The 15,769-nt window shown below is 73.6% G+C and carries 14 protein-coding genes; 8 read left to right on the top strand and 6 right to left on the bottom strand.

Annotated features, from left to right (window positions below; all coding sequences use genetic code 11):
- Positions 1-1,007, top strand: a 1,007-nt coding sequence (locus AAHZ94_RS12600; protein WP_349992928.1) for a hypothetical protein, incomplete at its 5' end; no start/stop codon positions are given.
- A 48-nt stretch (positions 1,008-1,055) separates the two neighbouring features.
- Here the strand turns inward: AAHZ94_RS12600 and AAHZ94_RS12595 are convergent.
- Both AAHZ94_RS12595 and AAHZ94_RS12590 read right to left on the bottom strand, forming a co-directional pair.
- Positions 1,056-1,496, bottom strand: coding sequence for a hypothetical protein (locus tag AAHZ94_RS12595; protein WP_349992927.1), 441 nt, complete (start codon positions 1,494-1,496; stop codon positions 1,056-1,058).
- Between the two features lie 585 nt (positions 1,497-2,081).
- Positions 2,082-3,341, bottom strand: coding sequence for an MFS transporter (locus AAHZ94_RS12590; RefSeq protein WP_349992926.1), 1,260 nt, complete (start codon positions 3,339-3,341; stop codon positions 2,082-2,084).
- Positions 3,342-3,911: 570 nt separating this feature from the next.
- Here AAHZ94_RS12590 and AAHZ94_RS12585 point away from each other — a divergent pair.
- Positions 3,912-4,535 (top strand): CGNR zinc finger domain-containing protein, encoded by a 624-nt coding sequence (locus AAHZ94_RS12585; protein ID WP_349992925.1) that lies wholly within the window; start codon positions 3,912-3,914, stop codon positions 4,533-4,535.
- A gap of 489 nt (positions 4,536-5,024) precedes the next feature.
- Entirely contained in the window at positions 5,025-6,176 is a 1,152-nt protein-coding gene (locus tag AAHZ94_RS12580) for a hypothetical protein (RefSeq protein ID WP_349992924.1), read from the top strand.
- 371 nt (positions 6,177-6,547) lie between these two features.
- On the opposite strand, the gene AAHZ94_RS12575 is transcribed toward AAHZ94_RS12580, so the two are convergent.
- Together AAHZ94_RS12575 and AAHZ94_RS12570 are read right to left on the bottom strand one after the other, a co-directional pair.
- Positions 6,548-7,510, bottom strand: a complete 963-nt coding sequence (locus AAHZ94_RS12575) for a zinc-binding dehydrogenase (RefSeq protein WP_349992923.1) — start codon at positions 7,508-7,510, stop codon at positions 6,548-6,550.
- 274 nt (positions 7,511-7,784) lie between these two features.
- Positions 7,785-8,993: an NAD(P)-dependent malic enzyme gene (locus AAHZ94_RS12570; RefSeq protein ID WP_349992930.1), complete on the bottom strand. Its 1,209-nt coding sequence runs from the start codon at positions 8,991-8,993 to the stop codon at positions 7,785-7,787.
- A 528-nt stretch (positions 8,994-9,521) separates the two neighbouring features.
- Between AAHZ94_RS12570 and AAHZ94_RS12565 the strand changes: the two genes are divergently transcribed.
- From AAHZ94_RS12565 to AAHZ94_RS12550, 4 genes are read left to right on the top strand one after another with little or no spacing between them, the layout of a single operon-like run.
- Positions 9,522-10,478, top strand: coding sequence for an ABC transporter substrate-binding protein (locus AAHZ94_RS12565; protein WP_349992922.1), 957 nt, complete (start codon positions 9,522-9,524; stop codon positions 10,476-10,478).
- Positions 10,479-10,518: 40 nt separating this feature from the next.
- Positions 10,519-11,466, top strand: a complete 948-nt coding sequence (locus tag AAHZ94_RS12560; RefSeq protein ID WP_349992921.1) for an amino acid ABC transporter permease — start codon at positions 10,519-10,521, stop codon at positions 11,464-11,466.
- A 5-nt stretch (positions 11,467-11,471) separates the two neighbouring features.
- A complete protein-coding gene (locus tag AAHZ94_RS12555) occupies positions 11,472-12,224 on the top strand; it encodes an amino acid ABC transporter ATP-binding protein (RefSeq protein ID WP_349992929.1) in 753 nt (250 codons plus the stop codon).
- Positions 12,221-12,478, top strand: a complete 258-nt coding sequence (locus AAHZ94_RS12550; protein WP_349992920.1) for a hypothetical protein — start codon at positions 12,221-12,223, stop codon at positions 12,476-12,478. Before AAHZ94_RS12555 ends, AAHZ94_RS12550 begins: the two co-directional genes overlap by 4 nt.
- 243 nt (positions 12,479-12,721) lie before the next feature.
- Here AAHZ94_RS12550 and AAHZ94_RS12545 read toward each other — a convergent pair whose 3' ends face one another.
- Together AAHZ94_RS12545 and AAHZ94_RS12540 are read right to left on the bottom strand one after the other, a co-directional pair.
- Positions 12,722-13,186, bottom strand: a complete 465-nt coding sequence (locus AAHZ94_RS12545; RefSeq protein WP_349992919.1) for an SgcJ/EcaC family oxidoreductase — start codon at positions 13,184-13,186, stop codon at positions 12,722-12,724.
- Positions 13,187-13,264: 78 nt separating this feature from the next.
- On the bottom strand, positions 13,265-13,399 hold the full coding sequence (locus AAHZ94_RS12540; protein WP_349992918.1) for a hypothetical protein: 135 nt from the start codon (positions 13,397-13,399) through the stop codon (positions 13,265-13,267).
- 907 nt (positions 13,400-14,306) lie between these two features.
- Between AAHZ94_RS12540 and AAHZ94_RS12535 the strand changes: the two genes are divergently transcribed.
- A partial coding sequence (locus AAHZ94_RS12535) for a glycoside hydrolase family 3 protein (protein ID WP_349992917.1) occupies positions 14,307-15,769 on the top strand: 1,463 nt, incomplete at its 3' end.

Genomic DNA, 15,769 nt, shown 5'->3' with positions numbered 1-15,769 from the left:
GCAGCGGCCTGGGTGGACGGGGTGCTCCAGCCCCGCAGACGCCCGTAACCGCGGGCGCGGGGGGGGCCCCCCCCGGGGGCCCCCACCCCCGCCCCGGGGGCGCCCCCCCCCCCCCCCCGCCCGGCCCCCCCCCCCCCCCCCCCCCCCCCCCCCCCCCCCCCCCCCCCCCCCGCCCGCCCGCCCCCCCGCCCCCCGCCCCCGCGGGGGGCGGCGCCGCCCCCCCCCCCCCCCCCCCCCCCCCACCCCGTGCCAAGGAGTTCCGTATGACGCCCTCCGCCCTGCCCGACCCCTCGCACACGACGCCCGGGCACCCCGGGGCCCCGTACGTCAGCCGGCCCGACGTGGGCACGATCCTGGTCAGCCCGTGGGTGGTGAGCGACCCGGCGCAGCAGCGGGCCGCCGCGGACTCCGTGGTCGACTCGTGGGAGCGGCTCGACCGGCCGGCTGCCATGCTGGCGCTCGCCGTCCTGCTGAGCACGGACGGCAGCCGGGTCCTCAACTACGCGCAGTGGACGAACGACGAGGACCACCACGCCTTCGTCCGCACCCAGCGCCCGGCCCTGGTCCGCGCGATCGACGACGCACTGCCCGGCATCGAGCGCCCGGGGCTCACCCGCTACCGGCTGTACGACAGCTACCGCGCCCCCGCGGCAGGGTCCGCAGGCGGCCCGGCGGTCGGCCCCGCGGTGGGGGCGATCGTGACGGGCGAGTTCGAGACGGCGGGGCCCGAGGCGCAGCGCGTACTCGCCGACACGATCCACGCCGGGCTGCGGTCGGCCGCCACCCCCGCGCCCGGCCTGGTCGCGGCCCACTTCCACCTCAGTACGGACGGCTCCCGGGTGCTGAACTACGTGGAGTGGACCGAGTTCGACGCGTGGGAGGCGTTCAACGGCAGTACCGCGGCCAAGGACCTCGCCGACACCGTCCGCGCCCTCCCCGACGTCACACCGCTCGGCCCCACGCTCTACCGCCCGTACCGCAGCGTGATCAACGTCCCCGCGCCCTGAGCCGCGCGAGCGCCCCGCCGTACAGCCGGCCCGCCCACACGCGCCCGGTCAGGAGCGGGCCGCGCCGCCGTGGGCGGGGGACGGGGCCGGCTTCAGGACGAGCAGGGCGCGCTGGTCCCGCCGGTATATCCACCAGAAGGCGCCGGCCACGGCCAGGAACGCGAAGGTCAACCCCACCGGAATCCACACCTGGAGGCTGAGCCTGGTCTGCGAGGCGTAGGCCCACCCGCTGCCGGCGAACACCGTGTCGCCCTTGGCCACGGTGGGCCCCTGAATGTCGCCCATGCTGGTGCGCCCGTCCGCGAACCGCCACTCGCCCTCGCAGTGCGCGGGCTCGTTGCCGGGGCCGCCGCCGTCGGCGCACCGGGCCACGGTCTGCACGGTGGCGCTCTCGCCGGTGGCCAGTTGCTGGGCCTGGCGTCCGATGAACATCCCGACGACACAGACGACGGCGAGCAGCAGACCGGCCGCGGAGAGTAGTCCCCGCACGCCGCTGCGACCCGCCGCTCTGGCCCGAGCCGGCCGCGCCGCATCCGGTGACGTCTGCCTCACCCATCCCTGTGACTCGCTCAGCACCCCGCGCACCCCCTAGGTACCGTACCCGCGGCCGACATGCCCGGCGAGAGCGCGCGAACACGCCGCGCCACCCGCCCACCTGCCGCCACCTGGCCCGGACGCCCACTCTTGGGGGGCGTGCGCGGGGAGGGTCCCGTGGTTGAGCCGCACGACGGCCCCCGGGGGGGGAGTTGAGCCGCGCGACGGCCCCGGGGGTACGGAGCACGGGGCGTCTGGGGATACGGGGCGCGGGGCGCCCGGGGGTACGGGGCGGGGGCACCGGAGGGCACGGGGCGAACCGCCCGGCGCCGGCGGCCGATGGGGGCCAGCCCCGCACCGGTGCCGACGGCCCGACCCGCAACAAGCCAACACCCGACCGGCCCGACCCCGGCAGGGGCACCCGCACCAGACCCAGGCTCAGCCCCGGCCCCGGCCCCGGCCCCGGCCCCGGCAAGGGCACCCCCACCAAACCGAGCCCCAGGCCCAAGCCTTGCCCCCGGCAGGGGCACCCGCACCGGCTCACTCCGCCGCGCGCAGCGCCCCCACCGTAACCACCCGCCAGAACACCGGGACGGTCGCGGCGACGGCCACCGCGAAGACGAGGAAGGCGACGCGCACCCCGCACCACTGGGCCAGTACGCCCATCAGCCCGGCCCCCACCGGCAGCGCGCCCCAACTCAACAGCCGGGACACCCCGCTGTAGCGGCCCATCATCGCCTCGGGCACCAGGTTCTGGCCGATCAGACGGGCGTTGACCGCCCACAGGGTGCCGCCCATGCCACCGGCGAAGGCAGCGATGGCGACGGCCCACCACCGGGTGGTCACCGCGGGGACGGCCATCATCGCGAAGGTACCGAGCAGATCGGCGAACATCGCCCAGCGCCGACCGAGCAGCCGGTTCACCCGGGTCACGGTGACGGCCCCGACGAGCCCGCCGATGCCGAGCCCGCTCAGCACGATGCCGTACTGCTCCGCCGACAGGCCCAGGTGCCGGGTCGCCACCAGCGGCATCAGCGCCAGCCAGGCACCCCAACTCGCGCACAGCACGGTGAGGATCAGCGCCATGGTGCGCAGCAACCGGTGCTGCCACAGGTGCCGCAGCCCCTCGGCGATCTCGGCGTGCACGGACCCGTGCCCGCCCCGCCCGGCGCCCGGCGCCGCCGGCCCGCCCGGGTCCGCCCCGTCCGCCCCGTCAGCCCCGTCGGCCCGGTCAGCCCGGTCGCCCCGGACCGCCCGGAACCGGCCGGTGAGCAGCAGCAGGACCAGGCTGGCGGCGAGATAGGAGACCCAACTGGCGCCCAGCGCAAGGCCCGTGCCGGCGGCGACGAGCAGCCCGCCGACGAACGGCCCGGCGAACTCGTTGGCCACCGTCTCCGTGCCGGCCACCCAGGCGTTGGCCCGCTCCCGTTCGGCCCGCGGCACCACGGCCGGTACCAGCGCCGCCGCCGCGGTCAGCGCGATCACCTCGGCCACCCCCAGCACCACCCCGGCCAGCACCAGCCCCCACAGGGCGATGCCGTCCGCCGCGAGTGCGGCCAGCAGGCCACCGACCGCGAGCAGCCGCATCCCGTCGGCGAGCCACAACAGCCGGCGCCGGTCCACCCGGTCAACGACCACCCCGACATGCAACGCGACCAACAGCCACGGCAGCGTCAGGGCGAGCGAGACCAGCGATATCTGGGCCGGCGACGAGGTGATCCGGGCCGCCAGCAACGGCAGCGCGATCTTGGTGACCCCGTCCGCGAGGTTGGTGACCGCGGTGAACACCAGCAGCACCACGGCGTTCCTCGACCGCGGCTGCCCGGGCCTCGGCTGCCCGGACCGCTGCCGCCGTCCGAACCGCGACCCCTCAGACCGCGCCTGCCCTGCCTGCCCCGCCTCCCCCACCGGTGACACCGCAGACCGACGCTCCCCCGCCACCCCCTCCACCCCGGGCGCACCCTCCGCCCCGGGCGCTTCCCCCGCTCCAGACCCGGACTCCACCTCCACCACGGACACCCCCGCGGACGCCATTTCCCCACCCATCGAGCAGCCCCCTCCTCACGTCACCTCCGGCACGGCACGGCACGGCACGGCAGAATAACCGGCTATCGACTTTGACTGGTTACGCCGGCAGCCTGACATGGCTCCAAGGCAGGGGTCAACCGGTCAACGCGTTTACCGGTTAGAACGGGGTAGGCTGGAACAGGTCGAGCCCAGCCGGCAGCCGCCAAGCCCCACTGGCAGCCGCCGCGCCCCGCCCGGGAGCCGAACCCGGCCCCGGCCCCGACCCCCGGGCCCGTACGACACAGCAGCCCGCGGACGACGCACCCGCGGAGCCGAGGACCGCCGGACGAAAGGGCGACCCCCATGCACGAGCAACCCGCGGCGGCCCGACTCGTCGAGGCGTTCGCCAACACCGTCGATGTCGAGCTGGACACCGACGACCTCAGTACGCCCGAGCAGCTCGCCGACTGGCTCGTCGAACACCGGCTCCTGACCGCGCCGCACCCGACGGACCCCGCCGACCACGTCCTGGCCCTGCAACTCCGCGCCGGGCTGCGCGAACGGCTCGGCATCCCGGTCGGGGACCGGCCGGCACCGGAGCTGCTCGCCGAGGCGGAACGCGCACTGCGCGCACTCCCGCTGCTCACCACCGTCACCCCGCCCCCGGCCACTGACGGAACGACCGGCAGCCCCACCTCCCCCACCGACCCACACCCACGCCCCCACCTGCACCCGCACCCCGACCTGCCACCGGTCCGGCGGGCCCTGGCCGCCGTCGCCGCGGCCTGGGGCGAAGTCGCCATCACCGGCGACGTGGCCCGCCGCAAGCGCTGTGCGGAGCACGGCTGCGCCTGGGTGTTCTGGGACGTGTCCAAGAACCGCAGCCGGCGCTGGTGCTCGATGCGGGTGTGCGGCAACCGCAACAAGGCCCGGCGGTTCGCCGCCAAACGCTCCACGGAGCGGACACCGACCGCCCCCGCCGGATGAATCGGCCCGGCCCGTACTTCCCGCGGAGTACGAGGCGGCGCACCGGAAGGAGACTCCCGCACTTGACGACTCCCCCTCCGCTTCCCTTCCGCAGCGGGCGCATCGCAGCCATCGGCTGCCCCCGCACCACCCGGGCGCGCCGGGGCGGCCACTCCCCCCGCGCCGCCACGCCTGACCTGCCGGTACGGCGCCCGGCGCAGCTTGGTACCGACCAACGGGCCCGCCCCGTACGGACCGGAGCCCGCCGGCGGAAGAGCAGCCTCCCCCGGTAACCACCGGCCGCGGAATCCCCCATACCCCCACTGACCGGCCCGCGGCCGGCGATCCCCGGGCGTGGCGCACACTCCGCAGGGCGCACTACCACCGCCTTACGGAGGAGTCGTATCTCCGCCCTGGGCGGGTCGTGCACCCGACGTCCGTGGGATGTACTGGGAGATCCAGTGGCCGTGCCTCCTGGTGCGGCACGGATGATGGGGAAGAGGGAACCGGATGTCCTTACCCGCCGCCGTCACGGTGGAATTCGACGCGGCCCCCGCGGCCGACGCCCTGCTCTCGCAGGAACTGGCCGACCTCGTGGGCCTCGACCTCACCGAGGAGTGGCCGACGGCGCCGGCCCACCAGCCACCCGAGGCAGCCGCACCACCCCTGGGCCTACCAGCGGCGACGCCGCCCCCGACGGCGGTGCGGGCGGAGGCCACCCGGGTCGAGGCGTTCGCCTTCCGCGGGGTGGTCGTCGCCCGCTCCGACCGCGAACTCCTCGGCTGGGCACGGCTGTTGCAGCCACCGGGCGAGTCGGCCGCCGTCGTCTTCGACCACATCCTGGCCGCCGGCGTCCGCAGACGCCTGGCCACCGGACGGTACGCGACGGAGCACGGCGCGCCCGAGCCCGCCGGTGAAATAGCCCTGCTCACCCTCCTGTTGCAGCACGCCGCGAGCCACGCCAAGGAGCTCGGCTTCGCCACCATCAACTGGAGCGGCCCCGACACCAGCCCCATCGGCCGCGCAGCCGACGAACTCGGCGCCCGCGTTGACGCCGTGCTCGGCCGCCACTGGACGGTGCCCGACCTCGGCGCCTGGACGCCGCCCGGCACCCTGCCCGAGGTGACCCTGCACCGCACCCCGCGGCCCTTTCCGCCGTGCCCGCACCCGACGGTCGACGCGTACGTACGGCTGTACAACGACGTGCACGCCGAGGACGAGCACCCGGCCGACACCGTCCCCGACGACCTCGCCCAACTCGTCGCCGACCAGCAGCCGGACGGGGCGGTGGCCCGTCGCCCCGTCGATGTCGCGGAGGTCGAACCCGCCTGGGACGCGGCGGGCATCGACGCCTATCTGGCGGACCGCGCGCCGCAGGGCCACGTGCTCGACCTGCTGGCGCCCGACGGCACGCTCACCGCCCAACTCGCCGCCGGACTCCTGGACGGCCGGGCCCTGCTTGAGGTCACCGCGCCGCGAAACGCCGCGCCGTCCGAACTGGCCGCCGGCATCGCCGGCCTGATCGACCACCTGCGCGCGGGCGACGAAGCAGCGGCCGACCTGGACATCCGGGAGATAGCCGACCCGCCGCTGCGCCGCGCCGCCGAACTCCTCGGCGCCCGCATCACCAGCCGCTGGCAGGCGTACGCGCTCACGCTCTGACCCGCCCCATCCGCACGGTCACCCCACCCCGCAGCCGCCAAACCCCCCACGACACACCCCCCACCCTCGCGTACCCCCGCACCAGGACCGGACGTTCGGGCCACACGTCCGGGCACCACCCGCGCACGGCACCACCCACGCACAGCCACCCCCTGCGTGGCCGCACCCGCTGCCCGACCGCGCTGCCGCACCACTCCGCGTACGCCCCGTACGAGTCCGCGTGCGCCCCGTACGCACACCCAAGCTCCGCGCGCCCTACACCGGCCGCGGACGGGTACGGCCCACCGGCCCGAGGGGTCAGCGGGCCCGGCCCGCACGCCCGCTCCGGCCCGCGGCACCCGGCACCGGCACCGGCACCGGCACCCGACGTGTCACACCGTCAGGACCACCTTGCCGAACAGGTCGCCCTGCGCCATCCGCGCAAACCCCTCGCGGGCCCGGTCCAGCGGTAGCACCGTGTCGATCACCGGGCGCACACCGGTCGTCGCGCAGAAGCTGAGCAGGTCCTCCAGCTCGTCCTTGGAGCCCATGGTCGAGCCGACCACCTTGAGCTCAAGGAAGAAGATGCGGTTCAACTCGGCGTCCTTCGGGCTCGGGCCGCTCGTCGCGCCCGAGATGACCAGGGTGCCGCCCGGGCGCAGCGACTTGACCGAGTGCGACCAGGTGGCCGCGCCGACCGTCTCGATCACGGCGTCCACCCGCTGCGGCAGCCGCGCGCCCGGCTCGAACGCCGCCGCGGCGCCGAGTTCCACCGCCCGCTCCCGCTTGGCCGCGTCCCGACTCGTCGCGTACACCCGCAGCCCGGCGGCGCTGGCCAGCACGATCGCCGCGGTCGCCACGCCCCCGCCGGCCCCCTGCACCAGCACCGCGTCCCCCGGCCGCACGCCGGCGTTGGTAAACAGCATCCGGTACGCGGTGAGCCAGGCCGTCGGCAGGCAGGCCGCCTCCTCGAAGGAGAGCTCCTTGGGCTTGGGCAGCACGTTCCACTCGGGCACCGTGACCCGCTCGGCGAAGGTGCCCTGGTAGCGCTCGGTGAGGATGGACCGCGGCTCCCGCGGGCCGACGCCGTGCCCGCTCTGGCCGATGACCGAGTGCAGCACGACCTCGTTGCCCTCGGCGTCCACCCCGGCCGCGTCGCAGCCGAGGATCATCGGCAGGCTCTCCGCGCCGAGCCCGACCCCGCGCAGCGACCACAGGTCGTGATGGTTGAGGGAGGCGGCCTTGACCTCGATGGTGGTCCAGCCGGGCCGCTTCTCCGGCTCGGGGCGTTCCCCCAACTCCAGCCCGTCGAGCGGCTGGTCAGGGTCGATGCGGGCGGCGTAGGCAGCGAACATGCCCCGAACCCTAGGGGCGCCCCGGGCCCGGCGGAACCACGCGGCGCTGTGACGCTGCCCCCACCACCCGGCCGGCCGCCACGATCCGGCGGGACCCCGAGCGCCAGGCCGACAGAACCACCCGGCCGTACGGCACGGCGCACCCCACCCACCGGTCGCACAGCACGGCGGGCCCGATCCCCGCACCGGGGATCGGGCCCGCCGGACGGCCTGCGGCGGCACGTCCCGTACCGCAGGACGTCACCGCTCCGCAGGCGTCACCGCTCCAGGGGCGTCAGCGGCGCGCGACGCCCTCCGCCCGGGCCGCTGCGGCCACGGCCGCGGTGACCGCGGGGGCGACCCGCTCGTCGAACGGCGAGGGAATCACGCAGTCGGGCTTGAGTTCGTCGGCGACCACCGCGGCCAGCGCCTCGGCCGCGGCCAGCTTCATGCCCTCGGTGATCCGCGAGGCCCGCACCTGGAGGGCGCCGGCGAAGATGCCGGGGAAGGCCAGCACGTTGTTGATCTGGTTCGGGAAGTCGCTGCGCCCGGTGGCCACCACGGCGGCGTACTTGTGCGCCACGTCCGGGTGGATCTCCGGGTTCGGGTTGGCCATCGCGAAGATCATCGCGTCCTTGGCCATGGTCGCCACCGCGGACTCGGCGACGGTGCCGCCGGAGACCCCGATGAAGACGTCGGCGCCGTCCAGCGCCTGCTCAAGGGAGCCGGACAGACCCGCCTTGTTGGTGAAGCCCGCCACCTCACGCTTGACGTCGGTGAGGTCGCCGCGGTCGGCCGAGACGACGCCCTTGCGGTCACAGACCGCGACGTCTCCGATGCCCGCCTCGACGAGGATCTTGGCGATGGCCACACCGGCCGCGCCGGCGCCGGAGATCACGGCCCGGAGCTGGCCGAGCGAGCGCTCGGTGAGCTTGGCCGCGTTGCGCAGCGCCGCCAGCGTGACGACGGCGGTGCCGTGCTGGTCGTCGTGGAAGATCGGGATGTCCACGCGCTCCTGGAGGCGGCGCTCGATCTCGAAGCAGCGCGGCGCGGAGATGTCCTCCAGGTTGACGCCGCCGAAGGAGGGGGCGAGCCGGGCGACGGTGTCGATGATCTCGTCCACGTCGCGGCAGTCGAGCGCGATCGGCACCGCGTCGACCCCACCGAACTGCTTGAAGAGGATGGCCTTGCCCTCCATCACCGGAAGGGATGCCTCCGGGCCGATGTCGCCCAGCCCGAGCACCGCGCTGCCGTCCGTCACCACGGCCACGACCTGGGACTTCCAGGTGTAGTCGTGGACGAGTTCGGGCTGTTCGGCAATGGCACTGCACACCTTGGCGACCCCCGGCGTGTACGCGAGGGACAGATCGTCCCGGTCGCGCACGGGCACGGTCGCCTGGACGGCCATCTTGCCGCCCCGGTGGAGTGCGAAGGCCGGGTCGAAGAGTTCCTCGTCCGTCCTGTCGTCGCTGTCACTGCGAGGATTCACGATCTCCGCTGACACTTTCATGACCCCTTTGTCGTATTGCTGGTGAGGGTTTCCGCCCCTGGTTGAGGAGCAGGCGGGCACCGCGTCCGTATTCCGCCCCGCGGATGACCGCGACGGAGTGCGTCGAACGCCGGGCACGCCGCACACGTGCCCTGAGCCCCGGGTGATGGGGTGTAACCGTCTTTTTTACCGGAGAAGCGCAGTCCCGAACGAGTGAGTTGCGTCGCGATACGGCACGGTAACCCTGAAATAACCCCATAAGAAGGTCAACCGCTACCAAATATTTACGTACCAAGACATTGCGCCCATGCGGAAGTAACCATTCCGGCACCCCCGAGTGTTTCCCGAGTCGCCGCCGGGATGTCACTGCCGACATCCTTCGCACGGCCCGCCACGGGATTCGCCCGTTATCCGATTTTGACCTCGCTGGCCCCCCATACCCGCTGGTCCGGATGGCAAGATGCCCCAATCACACACGGTGCCGACACTCGAAGACGCGTGCCGGAACCATCGGTGTCTCCCACATCCGCAGGAGGAACCAGTATGACCGCCAGCAGTCCCCGCCGGCCGGGCATGGCCACCCCTCGGACATCGCGGTGGGCCGCGGTCACAGCCCTCATCGCCGCCGGCGCCCTGCTGCTCACTGGATGTGGCGACCAACGGGACAAGGTGGACGGTTCGGTCTCCGGAAAGGGACTCTTCAACAAGCTGCCAAAATCCGTCCAGAATGCGGGCGTGATCAAGGTGGGCTCGGATATCGCCTACCCGCCGGTGGAATTCAAGAAGAGCGGACAGACCGTCGGCATCGACCCCGACCTCGCCGATGCGCTCGGCAAGGAGCTCGGCGTCCGCTTCGAGTTCGCCAACGGCACCTTTGACACCCTGCTGACCGGCCTGCGCTCCAAGCGGTACGACATCGCCATGTCGGCCATGACCGACACCAAGGAGCGCCAAGAGGGCATCGACCCGGAAAAGGGCAAGAAGGTCAGCGAAGGGGTCGATTTCGTCGACTACTTCCAAGCCGGCGTCTCGATCTACACGCGTAAGGGCAAGACCCAGTCCATCCGGACCTGGGACGACCTGTGCGGCAAGAAGATCGTCGTGCAGCGCGGCACCGTCTCCCACGATCTGGCCAAGGACCAGGTCAAGGAGTGCCAGAAGAACGGCAACGGCAAGATCTCCATCGAGGCGTTCGACAACGACGTACAGGCCCAGACCCGGCTGCGGGCCGGCGGCGCCGACGCGGCGGCCAGCGACTTCCCGGTGGCCGCGTACGCCGTCAAGACCTCGGGCGGCGGCTCCGACTTCGAGATCGTCGGCGAGCAGGTCGACGCCGCCCCGTACGGGATCGCCATCGGCAAGAACAACCCCGAGCTCCGCGACGCCCTCAAGGCCGCCTTCGACGCGATCATCAAGAACGGCGCGTACGAGAAGGTCCTGAAGAAGTGGGGCGTCGAGGCCGGCGCCGTCACCGAGGCCAAGATCAACGGCGGCTCCTGACCGCACTGCCCGTGCCGGCTCATGCTGAAAGGCAGCACCAGTGACTGTTGACATCGACAAGGTGAAGGGGCCATCCGGCGACCCGACACCAGCCCCCGAGGCCATCAAGGCCATCCCGGTCCGGCACTACGGCCGCTGGATCTCGGCGGTGATCGCGCTCGGCCTGCTCGCCCTGCTGGTCAACGCCTTCGCCCAGGGCAGGGTGAACTGGGACGCCGTCCCCGACTACTTCTTCGACAAGGACATCCTCAAGGGCGTCCGGAACACCATCTGGCTCACCATCGTCGCGATGGCGCTCGGCGTGGTGCTCGGCGTGCTGCTGGCCGTCATGCGGCTGTCGAAGAACCCGGTCACCGCCTCCCTCGCCTGGGGCTACATCTGGTTCTTCCGCGGCACCCCGGTGTACGTACAACTCCTCCTGTGGTTCAACCTCGGCCTGGTCTTCGAGTACATCAACCTCGGCCCGATCTACCAGGACGAGTGGTCGGACTTCATGACCCCCTTCCTCGCCGCCGTGCTCGGCCTCGGGCTCAACGAGGCCGCGTACATGGCGGAGATCTGCCGGGCCGGCATCCAGTCGGTCGACGAGGGCCAGACGGAGGCGTCGCACGCGCTCGGCATGAGCCACGCCAAGACGCTGCGCCGGGTGGTGCTGCCGCAGGCGATGCGGGTGATCGTGCCGCCCACCGGCAACGAGTTCATCAACCTGCTCAAGACCACCTCGCTGGTGATCGCGGTGCAGTACTACGACCTGCTCCAGGCGGCCACCAACGTCGGCCAGACCTCCGGCGGCACGGTCGAAATGCTTTTCCTCGCCGCGATCTGGTACCTGGTGGTCACCAGTGTGCTGAGCATCGGTCAGTTCTACCTGGAGCGCAGGTTCGCCCGCGGTTCGCTGCGCCAACTGCCGCCCACGCCCTGGCAGAAGGTCAGGGCCAACATCACGTCACTGGGCAACCGCGGCCCGAAGGGGGGTGGCGGCGCATGACCGCCATGGTCAAGGCCGAGGGCGTGCACAAGTCCTTCGGCGCCGTGCAGGTCCTCAAGGGCATCGACCTTGAGGTCGCCCCGCGCGAGGTGTTCTGCCTCATCGGCCCCTCGGGCTCCGGCAAGTCCACGTTCCTGCGCTGCATCAACCACCTGGAGAAGATCAACGCCGGCCGGCTCTACGTCGACGGCGACCTGGTCGGCTACCGGCAGCAGGGCAACAAGCTCTACGAGCTCCGCGACCGCGAGGTCGCCGCGCAGCGCCGCGACATCGGCATGGTCTTCCAGCGCTTCAACCTCTTCCCGCACATGACCGCGGTGGAGAACGTGATGGAGGCGCCGGTGCAGGTCAAGCGGGAGAGCAAGGCGGTGGCCAGGGAGCGCGCGCTGACCCTGCTCGACCGGGTCGGGCTGGCCGACAAGGCGGGCAACTACCCGGCCCAGCTCTCCGGCGGCCAGCAGCAGCGGGTGGCCATCGCCCGGGCGCTGGCCATGGAGCCCAAGCTGATGCTCTTCGACGAGCCGACGTCGGCGCTCGACCCGGAGCTGGTCGGCGACGTGCTGGACGTGATGCGCGACCTCGCCGAGTCCGGCATGACGATGATCGTGGTCACCCACGAGATGGGGTTCGCGCGGGAGGTCGGCGACGCGCTGGTCTTCATGGATGACGGCGTGGTGGTCGAGACCGGCCACCCGCGCGAGGTGCTGACCAACCCGCAGCACGAGCGCACCAAGTCGTTCCTGTCCAAGGTGTTGTGAGCCGCGGGCGGGCCGGCGTAACGCGACCTTGCGCTGCGCTGCGCCGGGCCGGGGGGGGGGCCCGCCCCCCCCCGGGGGGGGCGGGTTTTAAACAACAAGCCGGGCCCCCGGCAACGGATGGTTGTGAGGGGGGGGGGGGGGGGGGGGGGGGGGGGCGGGTGGGTGGGGGGGGGGGGGGGGGGGGGGGGGGGGGGGGGGGGGGGGGGGGGGGGGGTGGGGCGGCGTGCCGGTGGGTTAGTCGGTGGCCGGGTTAGTAGGTAGCTGGGTTAGTAGGTAGCCCGGTGAGTGGGTTGGTGCGCCTGTGGGGGTGGGTCGGCGCGCCGGTGGGTTAGTCGGTAGTTGGGTTAGTCGGTGGCTGGGTTAGTAAGTAGCCCGGTGAGTGGGTTGGTGCGCCGGCAGGTTGGTGGGTGACCGGCTGCGCCCCGCCGCGCCAGGTGCGGCGGCGGTGGACCGCCACCGCCCGCCCCACCCGCGAGCGACCCGGCGCCCGGCCGACCTCAGGCCACGACCAGCGTGTTCTGACCCACGTGCAGCAGCCAGCCGTCCTCCTCCTTGGTCATGACGTACAGCGGCGCGCCCTCCGTGTCGCCCGTGGCCTCGTGGTAGACCTGCCGGACCTTGACCGCGGCCACGTCGGGCCGCAGGAACTGGACGTGGGCGACCCGGTAGGTGACGTCACCGTCCCAACTCGACTGGGGCAGCACCGCACGGGTGAACTCGGCGATCGCGTCCAGGCCGATGAGCACCTTGCCGTGGGCGGTCGTCCACAGGGCGTCGGGCCGGAACAGTTCGATGAAGCCCTCGGCGTCCTTGGCGCGCTGCGTCCGTTCGACGGTGGCCACGACCGCCTCGATCGCCCGCAGCGCCTCGCTCTCCGCATCGCCCGTCACGGCGTCGGCGCCCCCGGTTGCGGCTGTCGATGCGGATACGGCTGTGGCTGTGGTTGCTGAAGTGATGTCCATGCCCGGCACGCTAGGACTTCAACTTGACTTCAGGTCAAGGAACGTGGGCGGCCGGACCGGAGACGGACAGCCCGGCGATCACGCCGCCGGTAGGGGCGCGTACGCGGCCGGCGCGGGCAGTCCCGCGGCCGGCACGGGCCACCACCCACCCGGTACGGGCAACTGCACGCCCCGTACGGGCAGCACCCCGGCCACCACCACCCCGCCCGACACCCACCACTCCCCCCGACACCCGCCACACCACCCACGACCCCACACCCACCGCACTCACCATCCACCGCGCCCACCCCCACACCACCCACCACACCCGCAAGCCCCTACGGGCAGCCCCCGCGGCACAAGGGCGGGCATGTCCACCCCGTGGTCGTTCGGTGAACGCTCCATGGCGGTTCGCGTCCGCGCGGGGCGCCGGCCGGGGCGGGCCGGGCGGCCCACCGGCCGCGGTCGACGGGCCGCCACGCACCCCCACGTCCACGGCCCACCCGGCGGATCACCGCCACCCCCACAACGACCATCGCCGCCACCCGCCACACCCCCGGCCGCCGCGTACGCCACCCACCCCGCAGCCACCACCGGCCCACCCCGCAGTCCGCCACCACGGGCCCCGCACCGCACCGTCGAAGCCTCCCGCGCAGGCCCCGCCCCGACCAGCCGCGGCCCGCCGCAGCCCGCCCGCGCACCCCGCTCACCAGCCCGTACGCGGTCCCTGCGCAGCCCGTACGCCCCGTACCCGCACACCGTGCGGTCCCCGCGGAGGGACGCCCGCCGGTGCCGTCCGCGCGCCGGCGCACACCGATCCGGGCGGGGGCGGGTCGGTGCCCCGGTGGGCGCCGACGTTTCCCCGCCCGGGGCGGGGACGCGCCCGGGGCATCGGGGCACGGGGCCGGCAGGAGTCGCTGGTCCGGTGCCGGATGCGGCGGGGCGCGGGCCGATGGGCCAGTGCGGCGCAGCCCCCGCCCCCTGCCCAAACCCCCACTCTGACCTCCCCTTTCCCGGCAATTCCCGGCCCGCAGCTTCCTTGACATCGCGGATTGGTACAGGCCAATATCCGGCTGGTCTGCTCCAAGTCGCCCGGCCGTCCGATCCGTCGGCCCACCACCCGCATCTCGGAGGTCCCCTCATGGCAAGCAGCAGCCACCCGGAACTCACCAGGCTGGCCAACACCGTGCTCCAGCCCGGGTTCGTCGGCACCACCGCGCCGGACTGGGTGCGCCGCCGCATCGCCGACGGCCTCGGGTCCGTGGTGCTCTTCGGCCGCAACATCGAGACCCCCGAGCAGGTCGCCGCGCTCACCGCCGAACTGCGCGCCGAGAACCCCGAGCTGATCGTCGCCATCGACGAGGAGGCCGGCGACGTCACCCGGCTCGACGTGCGCACCGGTGCCTCCTGGCCGGGCAACCTGGCGCTCGGCGCGATCGACGACACCGACCTGACCGAGCAGGTGGCCCGCGACATCGGCCGGGCGCTGCGCGCCATCGGCGTCTCGCTGGACTACGCGCCCAGCGCCGACGTCAACTCCAACGCGACCAACCCGGTCATCGGCGTGCGTTCGTTCGGCGCCGAGACCGAGCTGGTGGCCCGGCACACCGCCGCCTGGGTGCGCGGCCTCCAGAGCGCGGGCGTCGCCGCCTGCGCCAAGCACTTCCCCGGCCACGGCGACACCAACGTCGACTCCCACCACGACCTGCCGAACTTCACCGCCGACGCGGAGACCATCGCCCGGGTCGCGCTGCCGCCGTTCACCGCGGCCATCGAGGCCGGTGCCCGTACGGTCATGACCGCACACATGCTCATCCCGGCCTACGACCCCGAGCTGCCCGCCACCCTCAGCCCGGCCGTCATCAACAGCATCCTGCGCGACCAGCTCGGCTTCACCGGCCTGGTGGTCACCGACGGCATCGAGATGGGCGCCGTCTCGCAGAAGTACGGAATCACGGGCGCCACCGTCAAGGCGGTGGCCGCCGGCGCCGACGCGGTGTGCGTGGGCGGCGAGAGCGCCGCGGAGTCCACCACCGTCGACCTCGCGCAGGCGCTGGTGGACGCGGTGCTGGACGGCACGCTGCCGCAGCAGCGGCTGGCGGAGGCCGCCGAGCGGGTGGGCGCGTTCGCGAGCTGGTCGGCGGAGCTGGCCCGGCAGGCCGACACCCTGGCCGACGGTTCCGACATCGGCCTGGTCGCCGCGCGTCGCGCGGTGCGGGTGCGCCGCAAGGACGGCGCCGCCGGGCTGCCGCTGGCCGGCGCCCCGCACGTGGTCGAGCTGTCCCCGACGATGAGCCTGGCCATAGACGGCCGCACCCCCTGGGGCGTGGCCGACCCGCTGCGCGCGCTGCGCCCCGAGACCACGTCGGTGCGCATCACCGAGTCCGAACTCGCCGGCGCCGCCGACCTGCTCGACCGGGTCGCGCTCGGCCCGGCCAACGGCCGCGAGCTGGTCATCGTGGTCCGTGACGCGGCCCGGCACGGCTGGATGTCGCAGGCGCTCGCCGGCCTCGTCGGCCGCCCCCCCCGCGCCCCCGGGGTGGGGGTGGGGGGGGGGGCCGCCCCCCCCGACGCGCCCCCCCCCCGCGCCCCCTCGGCGCCCCC

The sequence above is a fragment of the Streptomyces sp. HSW2009 genome (assembly GCF_040240285.1).
Lineage (GTDB): Bacteria > Actinomycetota > Actinomycetes > Streptomycetales > Streptomycetaceae > Streptomyces.
The sequence above is the reverse complement of the archived record's forward strand: the minus strand, read 5'-3'. Positions and strand labels throughout refer to the sequence as shown.

What these genes read in the sequence shown, in the direction of transcription:
- AAHZ94_RS12545 (WP_349992919.1), bottom strand. Translation starts at nt 13,186, where the DNA reads ATGGACATCACTTCAGCAACCACAGCCACAGCCGTATCCGCATCGACA.
- AAHZ94_RS12580 (WP_349992924.1), top strand. Translation starts at nt 5,025, where the DNA reads ATGTCCTTACCCGCCGCCGTCACGGTGGAATTCGACGCGGCCCCCGCG.
- AAHZ94_RS12565 (WP_349992922.1), top strand. Translation starts at nt 9,522, where the DNA reads ATGACCGCCAGCAGTCCCCGCCGGCCGGGCATGGCCACCCCTCGGACA.
- AAHZ94_RS12585 (WP_349992925.1), top strand. Translation starts at nt 3,912, where the DNA reads ATGCACGAGCAACCCGCGGCGGCCCGACTCGTCGAGGCGTTCGCCAAC.
- AAHZ94_RS12555 (WP_349992929.1), top strand. Translation starts at nt 11,472, where the DNA reads ATGGTCAAGGCCGAGGGCGTGCACAAGTCCTTCGGCGCCGTGCAGGTC.
- AAHZ94_RS12575 (WP_349992923.1), bottom strand. Translation starts at nt 7,510, where the DNA reads ATGTTCGCTGCCTACGCCGCCCGCATCGACCCTGACCAGCCGCTCGAC.